The 14,472-nt window shown below is 74.1% G+C and carries 13 protein-coding genes; 2 read left to right on the forward strand and 11 right to left on the reverse strand.

Translation table 11 applies throughout. The annotated features are described in order from the left end of the window. Positions 1-314 precede the first annotated feature (314 nt). The 7 genes from ACFYWQ_RS37335 to ACFYWQ_RS37365 all read right to left on the reverse strand — a co-directional run bounded on the left by ACFYWQ_RS37335 (position 315) and on the right by ACFYWQ_RS37365 (position 9,017). A complete protein-coding gene (locus tag ACFYWQ_RS37335; protein ID WP_389523192.1) occupies positions 315-1,847 on the reverse strand; it encodes an MFS transporter in 1,533 nt (510 codons plus the stop codon). A gap of 11 nt (positions 1,848-1,858) precedes the next feature. Then, positions 1,859-2,296, reverse strand: a complete 438-nt coding sequence (locus ACFYWQ_RS37340) for a VOC family protein (protein WP_389523195.1) — start codon at positions 2,294-2,296, stop codon at positions 1,859-1,861. A 6-nt stretch (positions 2,297-2,302) separates the two neighbouring features. Continuing rightward, the gene (locus ACFYWQ_RS37345) at positions 2,303-3,073 is read right to left on the reverse strand and encodes an SDR family NAD(P)-dependent oxidoreductase (RefSeq protein WP_389523198.1); all 771 of its coding nucleotides are present in this window, start codon (positions 3,071-3,073) and stop codon (positions 2,303-2,305) included. Between the two features lie 170 nt (positions 3,074-3,243). Beyond that, on the reverse strand, positions 3,244-4,971 hold the full coding sequence (locus ACFYWQ_RS37350) for a RecQ family ATP-dependent DNA helicase (protein WP_389523201.1): 1,728 nt from the start codon (positions 4,969-4,971) through the stop codon (positions 3,244-3,246). 299 nt (positions 4,972-5,270) lie between these two features. Continuing rightward, on the reverse strand, positions 5,271-6,824 hold the full coding sequence (locus tag ACFYWQ_RS37355; RefSeq protein WP_389523204.1) for an FAD-dependent oxidoreductase: 1,554 nt from the start codon (positions 6,822-6,824) through the stop codon (positions 5,271-5,273). 125 nt (positions 6,825-6,949) lie between these two features. Beyond that, a complete protein-coding gene (locus tag ACFYWQ_RS37360; protein WP_389523206.1) occupies positions 6,950-8,179 on the reverse strand; it encodes a polysaccharide pyruvyl transferase family protein in 1,230 nt (409 codons plus the stop codon). 325 nt (positions 8,180-8,504) lie between these two features. Next, on the reverse strand, positions 8,505-9,017 hold the full coding sequence (locus ACFYWQ_RS37365) for an ATP-binding protein (RefSeq protein ID WP_389523209.1): 513 nt from the start codon (positions 9,015-9,017) through the stop codon (positions 8,505-8,507). 137 nt (positions 9,018-9,154) lie between these two features. On the opposite strand from ACFYWQ_RS37365, the gene ACFYWQ_RS37370 reads away from it, so the two are divergent. Then, on the forward strand, positions 9,155-9,517 hold the full coding sequence (locus tag ACFYWQ_RS37370; protein WP_389523212.1) for an STAS domain-containing protein: 363 nt from the start codon (positions 9,155-9,157) through the stop codon (positions 9,515-9,517). 95 nt (positions 9,518-9,612) lie between these two features. Next, positions 9,613-10,602, forward strand: coding sequence for a YihY/virulence factor BrkB family protein (locus ACFYWQ_RS37375; protein ID WP_389523215.1), 990 nt, complete (start codon positions 9,613-9,615; stop codon positions 10,600-10,602). 18 nt (positions 10,603-10,620) lie between these two features. Here the strand turns inward: ACFYWQ_RS37375 and ACFYWQ_RS37380 are convergent, their stop codons facing one another. The 4 genes from ACFYWQ_RS37380 to ACFYWQ_RS37395 form a co-directional block, all read right to left on the reverse strand. Beyond that, entirely contained in the window at positions 10,621-11,061 is a 441-nt protein-coding gene (locus tag ACFYWQ_RS37380; RefSeq protein WP_389523218.1) for an OsmC family protein, read from the reverse strand. 354 nt (positions 11,062-11,415) lie between these two features. Beyond that, positions 11,416-12,654 carry a cytochrome P450 gene (locus ACFYWQ_RS37385; RefSeq protein WP_389523221.1) on the reverse strand — a complete coding sequence of 413 codons (1,239 nt, stop codon included), beginning with the start codon at positions 12,652-12,654 and terminating at the stop codon, positions 11,416-11,418. A 2-nt stretch (positions 12,655-12,656) separates the two neighbouring features. Continuing rightward, positions 12,657-13,874: a cytochrome P450 gene (locus ACFYWQ_RS37390; RefSeq protein WP_389523224.1), complete on the reverse strand. Its 1,218-nt coding sequence runs from the start codon at positions 13,872-13,874 to the stop codon at positions 12,657-12,659. Beyond that, complete coding sequence (locus ACFYWQ_RS37395) at positions 13,871-14,464, reverse strand: ATP/GTP-binding protein (RefSeq protein WP_389523716.1); 594 nt, start codon at positions 14,462-14,464, stop codon at positions 13,871-13,873. Before ACFYWQ_RS37395 ends, ACFYWQ_RS37390 begins: the two co-directional genes overlap by 4 nt. Between the last annotated feature and the right edge of the window lie 8 nt (positions 14,465-14,472).

The raw sequence follows: 14,472 nt of genomic DNA on the forward strand, positions 1-14,472 counted from the left end.
GGCCCCCGCCCCGTTGACGCCCAACCCCCCCCCCGGGGGGGGGGGGGCCCCGGCGGGCCCGCCCCCCCCCCCCGGGCCCCGGGGGGGGCCCCCCCGGGGCCCCCCCCCCCCGGCGCGAGGGGGGTGTGTCGGGGGCGTCGGTACCGGCGCGAGGGGGGGCGTCGGGGGCGTCGGTACGTGCGTGAGAGGGCGCATCGGGGTCATCGGTGCGGGCCGGGAGAACCTGGTCGGTCGGTCGGTACGGGCCGGGACACACGGAAGGCGGCCGGGGCTGGTGAGCCCCGGCCGCCTTCTCGCGTCCGTGCGTCCGTGTGTCAGGCGGACGCCGCCTGGACGGCCGCCTCGCCGGCCGGCGCCGTCTCCCGGGCGGCGTTCTTGCGGACCAGCAGCAGGGTGACCACCGCGCCGATCAGGGAGGCGCAGCCGCAGATCACCACGCCGACGGCCATGCCGTGGCCGAGGGCGGCCTGCGCGGCCGCCCGGGCGCTGTCGCTGCCGGCGTTGACGACGGCGAGCGGTCCGGCCGCCGCCTCCATGCCGGCGTCGGCGCCGCTGAGCTTGCCGACCAGCGCGGCGGACGCGGCGCTCATCGCGATGGTGCTGATGACCGCCGGGCCGAGGCCCTGGCCGAACTCGCGGACCAGGCTGGTCGCGCCGGACGCCATGCCGGTCATGTGCAGCGGTACGGCGTTCACGGCCGCGGAGGTCAGCGAGGACACCACGCAGATGAAGCCGACGCCGAGCAGCAGCACCGGGCCGATGAAGGCCGCGAGGGAGGTGGTGGTGACGGGCAGCGCCGCGATCCAGAACTGTCCGGCCGCCATGGGGAGCAGACCGCCGGTGAGCAGCCAGCGGGCGTCCACCCGGGTCAGCATCTTGCTGAGCACGGGGGCCAGCAGCAGCGGGATCAGCTGGAGGATCACGAAGGGCATGCCGGCCTTCAGCGCGCTGAGGTGCATCACGGCGCCCAGGCGGATCGAGACGCAGTACGCGGTGCCGATGAAGCCGAACATGCCGACCAGGGCGACGACCGCGGCCGCGGCGAACGACGGGATCCTGAGCAGGTCGAGGTTGAACATCGGGGAGGCGGACCGCTTCTCCGCGAGGAAGAAGGCGACCAGTGACACGGCGGCCAGTGCGAGGGAGCCGACGATGGCGGGGTTCGTCCAGCCGCGCTCGCCGCCCTCGATGATGCCCCACAGCAGGGCGGTGAGGCCGACCGCGATGGTGATCTGGCCGGGCCAGTCGAGGGAGCGGCCCTCGGGGGCCTTGGAGTCGGTGACGAGGATCCAGGAGGAGACGCCGACGGCGAGGCCGAGGACGATCGGGGGCACGAACGCCCAGTGGAAGTCGACGTAGGTGGCGAGCACACCGGAGGAGAGCGGGCCCACGGCGGAGGCGATGGAGATGCTCAGCGCCCAGGTGGACACGGCCTTGGCGCGGTCCTTCTCGCCGGGGGTGGCGGCCGCGATCACGGCGAGGGAGCTCGGGAAGAGCGCGGCGGCGCCGATGCCCGCCAGGGCCTGGCCGATCCACAGCATCTCGATGTTCTGGGCGGTGGCGTTGAGCAGCTCACCGGCGGCCAGCACGAAACCGCCGAAGACGAGCAGCCGCTTGCGCCCGAAGAGATCGCCCACCACACCGAAATTCAGTTCAAGAATCGCGGTGGGGAGAATGAAGGCGGAGGTCACCCAGGCCACCTGGGAACCGGACGCGCCGAAAGCGGCCTGGATTTCTCCGTTGATGGGCGTGGGTACCGTGATACACATCTGCGCCGCGGCGACCGCGAGGCAGCACGCTATGAGCGTTCCCAGGTCGAGTCTCTTCAAGGAAATCGATTCCGTCATCGTGCGGGCCCTCACTCTGCTTTCCGGTCGGCGTGCTGTGCGACGTTCTTCTCTATGAGTTCGATGAGATTTCCCTCGGGGTCGCTGACCCAGGCCATGCGCACACCGGGCTCGGGGGAGGGTCCGGGTGGCACGACCTCGCCCGCCCCGTGGGCCAGGAGGGCCGCGTGGACGGGGTCGAGTTCGGGGGTGGTGACCGCGAAGTGCCCGTACCCCTCGGTGAGGGCGGCGGTCAGCGGGTCCGGGGCCCGCAGGCCGGGGACGGATCCGGGGCGGGCGAGCAGCTCGATCCGCCAGCCGTGCGGGTGCTCCAGGACGACGCCTTCGAGTCCGGGGCCTTCGAGGTGGAACGCGAAGACGTTCTTCAGGCCGAAGGCGGTGGTGTACCAGGCGGTCTGGGCGGCGAGGTCGCGGACGGTGACGCCCACGTGGTCGAGTCGGGTGGTCACGGCGGGTCAGCCCGCCATCGCGCTGTCGCCGCCGTCGACCATGAGGTTGGCGCCGTTGACGAAGGCGGCCTCGTCCGAGCAGAGGAAGGCCGCGGCCCGCGCGATGTCCTCCGGCTGCCCGACCCGCCCGACCGGGATCCGCGCCTCCAGCTGGGCCTTCGGCCCGTCGGGGTCGTCCAGGAAGGGCGCGGTGGCGGAGGTGCGGGTCATGCCGGGGGCGATGGTGTTGACCCGGATGTGGTGCGGCGCTCCGGCCGCGCAGAGGTGCTTGCTCATCGCCAGCACCCCGCCCTTGGCGGCACCGTGCGGCACCATCGGCATGAACGGCGCGCCGCGGACGGCGGCCACGGAGGCGACGTTGAGGACGGCGCCGCCGCCGCGGGCGATCAGGTGCGGCCAGGCGGCCTGTGTGCAGAAGTACGGGATGTCCAGTTCGTTCTTGATCGTGAAGTACCAGTCCTCGGCGGGCATGGTCTCGAACGGCCCGTTCCGCAGCGCGGAGGCGTTGTTGTAGAGGATGTCGATCCCGCCGAAGGCAGCGACGCCCGCCTCGATCCACTCCCGGGCCCCTTCCGGGGTGGAGAGGTCGACGGGGGCGAGGGACCGCATGACGCCCCCGGCCTTTTCCACGAGTTCGACGGTTTCCGCCGCGTTGTCCTCGTCGATGTCACAGCCGAATACCTGGGCGCCCTCCGCTGCGAATACCTGGGCGGCGGCCCTTCCGATTCCGGCTCCCGTGCCGCTGATGAAGGCGATTTTCCCGGCCAGTCGACCCATGATTGCTGCTGTCCCTTGTTCCGTACCGCCGGAGTGCGGTGGTGGCAGCGTAGGTAGGGCCTTTGGCCAGAACAAGAAAGGCGTCGGGAGAGGGCCATCGGGCGTTCGTATGGCTGGTATGCGGCGCGGGGCTCCGGCTTGCGTTCCGGGCGGGGGCCGGGCCGGGCGGGTCAGGCGGGCGGACGGTCCTCGCCCGGCCGGCGCACCGTTTCGAGCAGGTCGTCGCGGCCGGCGACCGCCTCCAGGGAGAGGGTGCGGTAGCCGGCCCGGTCGAAGAGGACGGTGATGCGGTCCTGGTCCTCGCTCAGCACCGTTCCCTCGCCCCACTGCTCGTGCCGGACCTCGGTGCCGACCGGATAGGCGGCCGCCGCGGGGTGGGCGGGCCGTTCCTCGCGAGCGGCTTCGGCGGCGGCCGCGTCGTCACGGTCGGGGCCGTCGCAGATGTCGCAGGCGTCGCACGGCGGCCGGTGCTCCTCGCCGAAGTAGCCGAGCAGGAGGTGCCGTCGGCACCCGGTCGTCTCGGCGTACGCCCGGGCCATCTCGACCCGTGTGCGCTCGGTCCGGCGGTGCGCGTCGGCGCCCCGCGCGGCCCGCTCGACCGCCCGGCCGGGGGACACCCCCGGGGCGGGCCGCACCTCGCCCTCCTCCCCCGCGGCGACGGCACCGGCCTCCTCCAGCAGGTTCACGGCGGCGGTGACCCGGTTCCTGGACAGGCCGGTGTCCTGGCGCAGCTCGTCCAGGCCGGCGGGTTCCCCGCGGTGGTCGTGGACGGCGTCGGTGACGTCGGACAAGGTGTGGCGGCTCGGGGTGCGGCCGGCGAAGTAGGTGCGCATCCCCGTGTCCTGCGGCCGGTAGTGCAGGACGGCGAGGGCCGGCCGGCCGTCCCTGCCGCAGCGGCCGATCTCCTGGTAGTAGGCGTCCAGGGAGCCCGGCAGCGACGCGTGCAGCACGAACCGCACGTCCTCCTTGTCGATGCCCATGCCGAACGCCGACGTCGCCACCACCACGTCCGCCGCGCCCGAGAGGAAGGCGTCGTGGATCCGGGCGCGCTCGGCGGCGCGCACCCCGGCGTGGTAGGCCTCGGCGGCCAGGCCCAGCGCGGACAGCTCCCCGGCGTAGAACTCGCTGTCCTTGCGCGTCGCCGCGTAGACGATGCCCGGCTTGGGCTCCGCCGCGGCCCGCTCGACCACGGTGCGGCGCCGGTCGTCCTCGTCCTGGAACCGGCGGACCTCCAGCCTGATGTTCGGCCGGTCGAAGCCGGTCACCATCACCCGCGGCCGGCGCATGCCCAGCCGCTCGGCGATCTCCTTGCGCACCGGAGGGGCGGCGGTCGCGGTCAGGGCCAGGACCGGCGGTCCGCCCACGCGGCGCACCGCCTGGGCGAGGCGGAGGTAGTCGGGGCGGAAGTCGTGGCCCCAGGAGGACACGCACTGGGCCTCGTCCACCACGAACAGGGCGGGACGTGCCTCGGCCAGCCGCTCCACCACCTCTTCCTTGGCCAGCTGCTCCGGCGAGAGGTACAGCAGGCGGGCGTCGCCCCGGCGCACCGCCTCCCAGGCGGCCTCGGTCCCTGCCGCGCCGAGGTCGGAGTTGACCGCTACGGCACCGGGGGCGCGGTCGCCGTCCGGCAGGCCGGCGATCTGGTCCCGCTGGAGGGCCAGCAGCGGCGACACGACCACGACCGGCCCGGGCAGCAGCACGGCCGGGACCTGGTAGACGGCGGACTTGCCGGCCCCGGTCGGCATGACGACCAGGGCGTCCTCGCCCCGGAGCACCCATTCCATGGCGGTGAGCTGCTCGGGCAGGAGGGTGTCCCAGCCGAAGACGTCGGCGCCGATCGCGCGCAGGCGGCGGGCGGGGTCGTCGTCCCGTTCCGACCGCGGCCTCTTCCGTTCCATGGCCCGCTCCCCTCACTCCTCGGTGCGGAGGTCACTCCTCGGTGCGGATGTCACCCTCGGTGCGGATGGTGCCTCTCGATGCGGATAGCACTGCTCGGTGCGATGGCGCTTCTCGATGCGGATGGTGCTTCTCGATGCTCGATGCGGATGGCGCTTCTCGGTGCGGTGCGGATGCGCAGGGCCTCCGGGTGCCCCGCGGAGCCCCGCCTCAGCCGTCGCCCGCGCCGGCGGCTGCGGCGGGGTTCCGGCGCTCTGCACGGCCGGCGGTCCCGCGACGGCCGGGGCCCGCGGGCGGTCCGTCACGCCGGGTCGTCGGACGCCGTGGGCCGTCCGCCCTCGGCGCGGGCCTCGCCTGCGGTCCGTGCCGCGCTCGCGGTCCGCGGCCCGCCGTCGACCGGCGGCTCGCTGTCGACGGGCGGCTCGCGGTCGGCGCCGCGACGCAGCCGGGCGCCCTGGCGCAGCAGTTCCTCCTGCACCAGGTCGGCGGGTACCGCGCGCGGGACCCGGCCGAGCCGTACGGCGAGGGCCGCGCACACCCCCGCGGCCTGGCCGGTGGCCATCGCGATGGGCATCACGCGGTAGGAGGAGTGCGCCACGTGCGAGCCGGAGATGCAGCGCCCGGCCACGAGCATCCGCTCGGTGCCGGCGGGGAGCAGGCAGCGCAGGGGGATGTCGTAGAAGCGGCCCTGCGGTACGCGTCTGAGGACGGTGCCCCGGCCGCGCGGGTTGTGGATGTCGACGGGGTAGGCGCCGTGCGCGACGACGTCCGGGAAGGAGCGGGCGCCGAGGATGTCGTGGCCCGTCAGGTGGTAGTCGCCGAGGATGCGGCGCGTCTCGCGCACCCCGATCTGGGTGCCGCTCTGCGCGACGTACGACTCCTCGAAGCCGGGGACGCGGGTGCGCAGGAAGCGGTCGATCTGCTCCAGCTGGCGGCGGGCGGCGCACTCGGCGCGGGTGAGGTCCCACACGTCGATGCCGAGGGCGTTGGTGACCCGGGTGCTGTTGACGCTGAGCTCGCGGGGGTGCGGGGTGCCGAAGAACAGGACGTCCTCGCGCGCGAGACGCAGTTCGCCCGCCGCGGTGGCCTCCTCGACCAGGTCCCACAGTCCGTGGACGCCGCGCCACTGGTCGGGGTGCTCACGCACGTACTCGGCGAAGCGGGGGGCGGCGAAGTCGGCGACGCGGAACATCAGCGTCATCGGCTGCACCCGCCCGTCCTCGGGCCGGCCCACCTCGAACGGCGCTCCGGCGGCGGCCGCCACGTCGCCGTCGCCGGTGCCGTCGACGACGACGCCCGCGTCGATCACCACGGGGCCGGACTTCGTCTCGAAGACGACGCGCCAGCCGTCGTCCAGGGGCAGCGCGGCGGACGCGAAGGCGTGCAGCAGCAGGCGGACGCCCGCTCCGTCGAGCAGGTCGAGGAGGACGAGCTTGAAGATCTCCGGGTCGAAGGGAACGGTGTAGCCGGTGTCCAGCGACGGCTGGATGCAGCCGCCGCGCGCGCCGAGCCGGTCCAGCAGCCGCCACAGGAACCCGGCCACGACCGGTTCTCCCTCGCCGTGGTCGGAGGGCAGCAGCCGGTTGTCCAGGCCGTCGTCGTCGAACACGGCCTGCTTCTTCTCGTTGTGGAACGACATCAGCGGCATGACGAGGGCGGCGGTGGCGTTGCCGCCGAGGAAGCCGTACCGCTCCACCAGGACGACGTCGGCCCCGGCGTCGGCGGCCGCGTGCGCCGCGGCGGTGCCGGCCGGCCCGCCGCCGACGACCAGGACGTCCACCCGGCCCCCGTGGCGCGCGGGGCGCGGGGGCAGGGTGACGGTGCGGGGCTCTCGGGGCGGTTCCAGGAGGGGCATGGTTTCTTCCCGTCTTCCCGTCTTCCCGTCTTACCGTCTTCCCGTCGGCCGGCCGCCGGTGGCCGGTGGCCGGTGGCCGGCCGACGGGGCCAGTGGCCGGTCGCCGGGGTGTGCGGGCGGGGCGGTCAGGCGGGGGCGGCGCTCGCCGCCGCCCCCAGCGGTGCGCCCGCACCGGCTTCGAGGTGTTCGTGGCGGACCGCGGGCCCGCCGGCCTGGATGCCGTCGAGGACCGTGCCGCAGCGGACGCAGGTCTCCCGCGCCAGGTCCCGCAGCCGCCGGACGCGGTCGTCGAGGTCGGCGTGCCGCTGGGGGAACTCGTCCCAGAGCCGGTCCACCTCCGCCAGCAGCAGTCCCGCCTGTTCGCGGTCCACACCGACCAGGGCGGGGGCGCCCATACGGCGGGCGAAGTCGAAGACCTTCCCGGAGTACGGCAGCGGCAGCAGGGGCAGGCCGGACATCGCCGCGAAGATCAGGAAGTGCAGACGCATGCCGACCACCAGGTCCAGGTGGCTCATGAAGCCGAGGACCTGTCCGGGGCTGTAGGAGTTGTTCAGGATGCGCCCCTGGTGCGGTGCGGTCATCCGGGACAGCACGCCGTGGGCGTGGCGGACGTCCTGGCGCTCCATCGGGACGAAGACCACGTGGGCGTCGAGCCGCCGGACGAGGAAGTCGGCGACGTCGGCGAGGAGCGCGTGGTAGTCGCCCTCGTCGAGCTTCTCCGCCGCCCGGCCCGGCTCGCGCACGGACATCCCCACCAGTCTGACGCCGGCCGGGACGCCCTCCTGGCGCATCATCTGCTCGGTGAACGGCTCCGGCGGCAGCAGCAGCGCCGGATCGGCCGTGACGGTGAGGTCCCGGTCGACGCCGACCTCCTCCAGGACGAGTCTGGACTCCTCGTCGCGCACCACCAGCTCGTCCAGGGCGGGCAGCACCGCGCGCACCGCCGCCCGGTCGTCCGCGTCGCGCAGCGGGCCCGCGCCGATGGCGTAGGCGAACGTCGGCACGCCCCGGGCCTGGGCGGCGCCCACGAGCCTCAGGTACCGGCGCGCCTCACCGTCGTACAGGATGCCGCCGCCGCCGAGGACCAGCAGGTCCAGGCCCGCCAGGACGTCGAGCACGGGTTTCTGCGGGACGCCCTCCCAGCCGACGACCTCGTCGGCCTCGGGCTGGTGCAGCCGCGTGTGCTCGACGTCGCGGCTGAGCACCACCAGCCGGGCGTGCGGCCGGTGCGCGCGCAGGCAGCTCAGGACGCAGGTCAGGATGGCTTCGTCGCCGGTGTTGTATCCGCCGTAGGAGCCGAGCACGCCGATGCGCGGACCCGGCCGGCGGGGCGGTGCGGGCGGGGTGATGGTCATCCGGCCTCCTCGGGGCACGCGGGAGCGGGTCTGTCTTCGGGATGTCGGGGGAGGCGTCGGCGTTCCGTCGGCACCGAGTTGCCCTCCCGATCCGGGGGGAAACACGGCCGCCGACGTCGTGGGGATCCGGGGCGGCCGGGTCGATATGCCCAGTGTGCGGTCGTACGCGGCCGCACGCGCGGCGCCGGGCGGGCGGACCCCGGAACCGGCACGTCAGGCACCGGGCGCCGGCCGCGCCAGCCGCGTCACCGCGTCACCGCGTCACCGCATCACCGCATCACCGCATCACCGCGTCACCGCGTCACCGCGTCACCGCGTCACCGCGTCACCGGGGACGGTCCGCGCTCGTCCCGCCCGGCGGGACCGGGTCCTCCTCCAGGGCGATCCGGGCGGTGACGCGCTTGCCCACCGGCTCCCGCCGCGCGTCGAACTCCCTGGCGACGGCCAGCACGATCTCCAGCCCGTGCCGGCCCACCCGGCCCGGGTCGGCGGTCCGGGCCACCGGCAGCACCGGATCGGTGTCCCACACGTTCACCTCCACCACCCCCTCGCCGACCCGCACCTCCAGCAGCACCGGGCCGGGCGCGTACTTGCGCGCGTTGGTCACCAGCTCGCTGACCACCAGTCGCGTGAGGTCCACCGTGCGGGCCGTCACCGGCACGCCGTGGACCGCCCGCGCCCGGGTGAGGAAGTCCGCCGCGATGTCACGGCCCGCGGCGATGCACGCACCGCCGTCCTCCAGCGCGGCCGTGATGTGCAGGGAGTCGTCTCCCGGTGCTGTCGGGCCCTCACCGAGGGCTCCCGGTCCCGTCCGAACCACCTTCGCTGCCCCGTTCACAGGCGGCGTGTACCCACGCCCACCTCGTACAGGCCCGCTCCGCCCCGAACGGCGGCGTCCGGGCATCCCCCGTGGCATTCCGGGGCAGGCTCTCGGGAGGACGCTGGCCCGAAGTTCACTGAGCGTGAGAAGGAAGAGTGGCAGACATCGGCGAAGTGGCAGAACCGCAACGGCTGACGGTCTCCCGCGCCATCGTCGACGAGGTCGTGGTCGTCACGGTGACGGGCGAGGTCGACCACGACACCGCCGGCCCCCTCCGCCGGGCGCTGATCCCCGCCGACGGAGCCGTGGGGCCGCGGACCGTGGTGGACCTGGGCGGCGTGACGTTCCTGGACTCCAGCGGCATCAACGTCCTCATCGCCGCCCACCAGGCCCACGGTGCGCCGGGCTGGCTGCGCCTGGCGGACGTCCGGCAGCCCGTCCTGCGCACCCTCCAGCTCGTCGGCATCGACACCCTCATCGCCTGCTACCCCACACCGCGCCACGCCTTGAACGCCTGACCGGCCTCACGTCGCCGCCGGGCCGTTCACGGGCGGCCGGACCGGGCACGCGGTCCCCAGTGACATCCGGCCGCACGGGAGGGAGCCCGCCCGCGATGGGAACCGCCGTCCACGTTCCGCAGACCAGGGACATGATCGGGGAGGAGCTGTCCGGGGACGAGGCGCTGGCCGCGCTGCGCCACTACGGGGGCGTGCGCCTGCTGGTGGACTCCTTCACCCGGTTCCGCTACGCCGACGGCTTCACCAACGCGCGGGCGCTCGCCTTCCAGATCGTGCTCGGCCTGGTGCCCTTCACCCTGGCCCTGGTCGGGCTGGCGGCGTCCGTGCACACCGACGCGGTGGGCCGCGTCGTCGAGCGCACCCTCGCGGACATCGTGCCCGGGGCCGGCGCCGACCTGCTCGACGACGCGTTCGCCGGGACGCGGCGCAGCGCCCGGGGCGATGTGTGGGGCGCCCTGGCGCTCTGGCTCGGCCTGGGCTTCGCCGTGCTGAACCTGGCGTCGGCGATGGGCCAGATCGAGCGGGGCGCCAACCGCATCTACGGCATCGAGCGCGACCGTCCCTTCGCCCGCAAGTACGGCCGGGCCGTGCTGCTGTCGCTGGCGGCGGGGCTGCCCATGGTGCTGGGGTTCGTGGTGCTCGTGGCCGGGGAGGCGGTCGGCGACGCCGTCACCGCGACCGTGGGATCCGGTGGCGGCGGGCACGGCTGGTGGCAGACGCTGGAGGTCGTGGTGGGCGCGGCGCTGGCCTGGATCGCCTCCGCCGTGATCTTCCGGTGGTCGCCGCGCCGCAGGCAGCCGGGCTACACCTGGCTCGCCGTCGGCAGCGCGGTCCACCTGGTCCTGTGGGTCGCGGCCACCTGGCTGCTGTCGCTCTACGTCGGCCGCAGCGCCGCGTTCGGCGCGGTCTACGGGCCGCTGACCGCGTTCGTCGCGCTGCTGCTGTGGGCCAACGTCACCGGCGTCGCCCTGTTCCTCGGCATCGCGTTCGCCGCCCAGCTCGAAGCGGCCCGCGCCGGGATCGCCTCCGCCGCCGGCCCCGATCCGCAGGCCGGCACCCCGCAGGACGGTCCCGGGCGCCCATGACGTCCGGGCCGGCCGGCGTCAGGCGTCCGTGACCGTCGTGGTGACGGGGGTGCCGGTCTCCACCGTGCGGCTGACCGTGCAGAGCCTGTCGTGGGACGCCTTGACCGCCCGCGGGAGGATCGTGCGGGCCCGGTCACCGGGTGCGCCGTCCGGGAAGGCGACGGAGAAGGTGACCTCGAGGTCGGTCAGCCGGTTGCCGAGCCCGTCGGTGACCTTGTGTCCGGTCACGGTGACGGTGAAGCCGGTGGGCTCGCTGTGGCGGCTGGTGGAGACGTCGACGTCGACGGCCGAGCAGCCGCCGATCGCGGCCAGCAGCAGCTCGACCGGGGTGAACTCGCTCCCGCCGTCCGGGCCCGCGCCGGCGGCGAGAGTGATCACGCCGCCGCGGGCGTTGGTGGCGGTGAAGCGGCCGGTGGCGGTCCGCTCGACGGTGACGGAGCGCAGGGAGTCTTCGGTCATGCCGAGGACAGTAGTGTCACGGGGTCCGTCCGGCGGCGCAGGGCCCCCGCCGGGGTGGCCGCACCCGACTCCGGGGATCGGCCGCGGCCACCCGGCGCCGCGGCACGGGGCGCGTCCCCCGCTCCGGCGCGGCGTCCGACCGCCCCTCGTCCGGGACGGCGTACTGCGCCGTAGGGGTGGCCAGCCGGCTGCCGGTGCGGAGGGGGCCGGGGCGTCCGGGACGGCACACTGCGCCGTACGGGTGGCCGGCCGGCCGGCGGTACGGAGGGGCCGGGGTGCCCGGGGTGCCGCTCCCGCCGGCCGGTGCCAGTGCCGGCGCGGCGGGGCGGACCGGCGGCGGGGCGGCGTGCGGTGTCAGACGGCCGGGGGGCCGAGCCTGACCGGGAGTTCGAAGAGGTCGTTCTGGGTCACGACCGGCTTGTTGCGCAGCGCCGACGGCGGCACCGCCAGGTCGAGTCCGGGGAACCGGGCGTAGAGCGCCGGCAGCGCCACGCCGGCCTCCAGGCGGGACAGGGCCGCGCCGGGGCACACATGCGGGCCGTGGCCGAAGGCGATGTGGCGGGTGCGGGTCTCGCGGGTGATGTCGAAGTCACCGGCCGTCGGGCCGTGCGCCCGCTCGTCACGGCCCAGGGCGGCGTACGACACGATGAGCGCGTCGCCCGCCGGGATCACCCGGTCGCCGACCGGCACGTCCTCGGTGGCGAACCGGATCAGCACATGGGAGGTGGGCGTCGACCAGCGCAGGGTCTCCTCGACCACCGCCGACCAGTCGGCCTGGCCGGACAGCACCAGCGCCCTCTGGTCGGGGTGGGTGGAGAGGTTCACCACGGCGTTCACGATGAGGGAGATGGTGGTCTCGTGCCCGGCGGCCACCATGAGCTGGAGGGTGGAGACGATCTCCTCGTCGGTGAGGCGGTCGCCGTCCTCGGACGCCAGGACGAGCGCGCTGGTCAGGTCGTCGCCGGGCTCGGCGCGCTTCGCGGCGACCGTCTCCGCCATGATCCCGGACAGCTCGACCAGGGTCGCGACGACCTCCTCGCCCGGGGTCAGGGTGGAGAAGAACTTGTCGAACAGCACCTTCAGCCGCGGCAGCAGGCTCTCCTCGATGCCCATGAGGTCGGCGACGACGTACATGGGCAGGGGGTAGGCGAACTCCGCCTTGAGGTCGACGACGCCGTCGTCGTCGGCGGGCAGGCGCTCTAACAGGCTCTCGGTGAGCTCGGTGATGCGGGCGCGCATCTCCTCCACCCGGCGGGGGGTGAGGGCCTGGGCGACCAGGGTGCGCATCCTGCGGTGGTCGGCGCCGTCCGCGGTCAGCATGGACCGGCCGGGGTTGGCCAGGCCGATGAGGGGCCAGTCCGGCGGTATCTCACCGCGCTGCCAGGCGCCCCACACGTTGATGTCCTTGACCAGCCGCGGGTCCGTCAGCAGCGCCTTGGCCTCGGCGTGGTGGGTGACGGCCCACACGGGGACGCCGCCGGGCAGTTCGACCGCCGCCAGCGGTCCGGCCGCGCGGAGCTTGGCGCTCTCGCCGTCCAGGTCGCTGACGAAGGGGTCGAGGGGGATCCGCAGTTCTTCGGTGCCTAACGTCATGGTCAGTTGCCTCCCAGGGCAGGGGTGGGTGTGAACCGCACGGGCAGCTCCGTGAGCCCGCGCAGCCAGGGCGAGGGACGGCGGGTGAGGGATGCGGCCGGTACGGCCAGGTCGATGTCGGGCAGCCGGTCCAGCACGACCTCGATGCCCGTCCGGGCGATCACCTCGGCGATCTCCTGGGCCGGGAACGGGCAGCGGTGCTCGCCGTGGCCGAAGGAGAAGTGGGCGTTGTTGCCGCCGGTGAGCGCCGAGCCGTGGGGGCGTACCTGCGGGTCGGAGTTGGCGGCCTGGAGACCGAGCAGCACCAGGTCGCCGGCCCGGATGTGGTGGCCGCCGAGGTGGGTGTCGCGCGACGCCCAGCGGCCCGCGACGTTCTGGCTGGGCGCGTCCTCCCAGAGCACCTCGTTCATCGCCTCGGCGACGCTGCTGCGGCCGCCGAACAGGGAGGCGGCGAACCGGTCGTCGGTGAGCATCAGGCGCAGGGAGTTGCCGATCCAGTCGGCGGTGGGCTGATGGCCGGCCGCCAACATCACCATGAGGTCCTGCATGACCTCCTCCTCGGTGAAGCCGCCCGGGTCGGCCAGCATCCGGGAGACGACGTCGTCGGCGGGCATGGCCCGGCGGGCGGCGACCAGTTCCGCCATGGAGGTGGCCAGGTGGCTCTGGCCGGCGAGGGCGCGTTCCCGGCCGTCGATCATGTCGTTGAGGGCGGTGACCAGGCCCGGTCCCTCCTCGTCGGAGAAGCCGAACAGCCGCGCCAGCACCCGTACGGGCAGCAGCATGGCGTACTGGCCGATCAGGTCGGCCTCTCCCGCGGCGCAGACCGCGTCGATCAGCTCGTCGGCGAACCTCTCCGAGTGGCGCCGCAGGTCGGACGGGTCGCCCTCCTCCAGGGCGTTGCTGATCATCGCGGCGCGTTCGCGGTGCCGTTCGCCGACCGTGTAGAGGATCGACGGCTGCTTGCGGCCGATCATCGGCAGCAGGGGCCAGTCGCCGGGGATGACATCCCACTGGTTCCACAGCTCGGAGTCGCGGCTGAAGAGGACCGGGTCGCCCGTCACCTGGTGCAGCTCGCGGTAGCCGAGCACGAGCCAGGCCGGGACGCCCCCGTCCAGCAGGACCGGGGTGACGGCACCGTGGTCGCGGCGCATCTCCCGGTACAGCTGGGCGGGGTCGGTCTGGAAGCGGGGGCCGCCCAGTGGAACGGCGTCGGTGGTCACGCGAACTCCCGTGGTGACGCGGCGGCTCGGGCCGCCTGCCCGGTGTACCGGTTCTTGATGTGCTGGACGAGGGTGATGAGGACCTGCTTGCTCGACTCCCGGGAGCGGGCGTCGCAGTCGACCAGCGGCACGTCCGGATCCAGGTCGAGGGCCTCACGGACGTCCTCGTGGGCGTGGCCGGGACCGCCGAAGTCGTTGCAGGCCACGATGAAGGGCGTGCCGTGCTTCTCCAGCCGGTCGATCGCGTACCAGGAGTCGTCGATGCGGCGGGTGTCGACCAGGACGACCGCGCCGAGGGTGCCGGAGAACAGCCGGTCCCACAGGAACCAGAACCGCTCCTGGCCGGGGGCGCCGAACAGGTACAGCACGTTGCGCGCGTCGAGGGTGATCCGGCCGAAGTCGAAGGCCACCGTGGTCGCGGTCTTCCCGCGTACCCGGCTGATGTCGTCGACGGCCTCTCCGGCCTGCGTCATCGTCTCCTCCGTGTTGAGGGGACGGATCTCGCTGACCGAGCGGACCATGGTCGTCTTCCCGACGCCGAAACCGCCCACGACCACGATCTTCAGACCGTTGTCGGCGGTGGCGCCCAGGGGAGTGC

Origin of the sequence: Streptomyces sp. NPDC003247 (assembly GCF_042888135.1) — a bacterium.
In the GTDB taxonomy this organism is placed as follows: domain Bacteria; phylum Actinomycetota; class Actinomycetes; order Streptomycetales; family Streptomycetaceae; genus Streptomyces.

Excerpts from the sequence above, each read along its gene's own strand:
- ACFYWQ_RS37335 (WP_389523192.1), bottom strand. The coding sequence starts at position 1,847 with ATGACGGAATCGATTTCCTTGAAGAGACTCGACCTGGGAACGCTCATA.
- ACFYWQ_RS37345 (WP_389523198.1), bottom strand. The coding sequence starts at position 3,073 with ATGGGTCGACTGGCCGGGAAAATCGCCTTCATCAGCGGCACGGGAGCC.
- ACFYWQ_RS37350 (WP_389523201.1), bottom strand. The coding sequence starts at position 4,971 with ATGGAACGGAAGAGGCCGCGGTCGGAACGGGACGACGACCCCGCCCGC.
- ACFYWQ_RS37355 (WP_389523204.1), bottom strand. The coding sequence starts at position 6,824 with ATGCCCCTCCTGGAACCGCCCCGAGAGCCCCGCACCGTCACCCTGCCC.
- ACFYWQ_RS37360 (WP_389523206.1), bottom strand. The coding sequence starts at position 8,179 with ATGACCATCACCCCGCCCGCACCGCCCCGCCGGCCGGGTCCGCGCATC.
- ACFYWQ_RS37375 (WP_389523215.1), top strand. The coding sequence starts at position 9,613 with ATGGGAACCGCCGTCCACGTTCCGCAGACCAGGGACATGATCGGGGAG.
- ACFYWQ_RS37380 (WP_389523218.1), bottom strand. The coding sequence starts at position 11,061 with ATGACCGAAGACTCCCTGCGCTCCGTCACCGTCGAGCGGACCGCCACC.
- ACFYWQ_RS37385 (WP_389523221.1), bottom strand. The coding sequence starts at position 12,654 with ATGACGTTAGGCACCGAAGAACTGCGGATCCCCCTCGACCCCTTCGTC.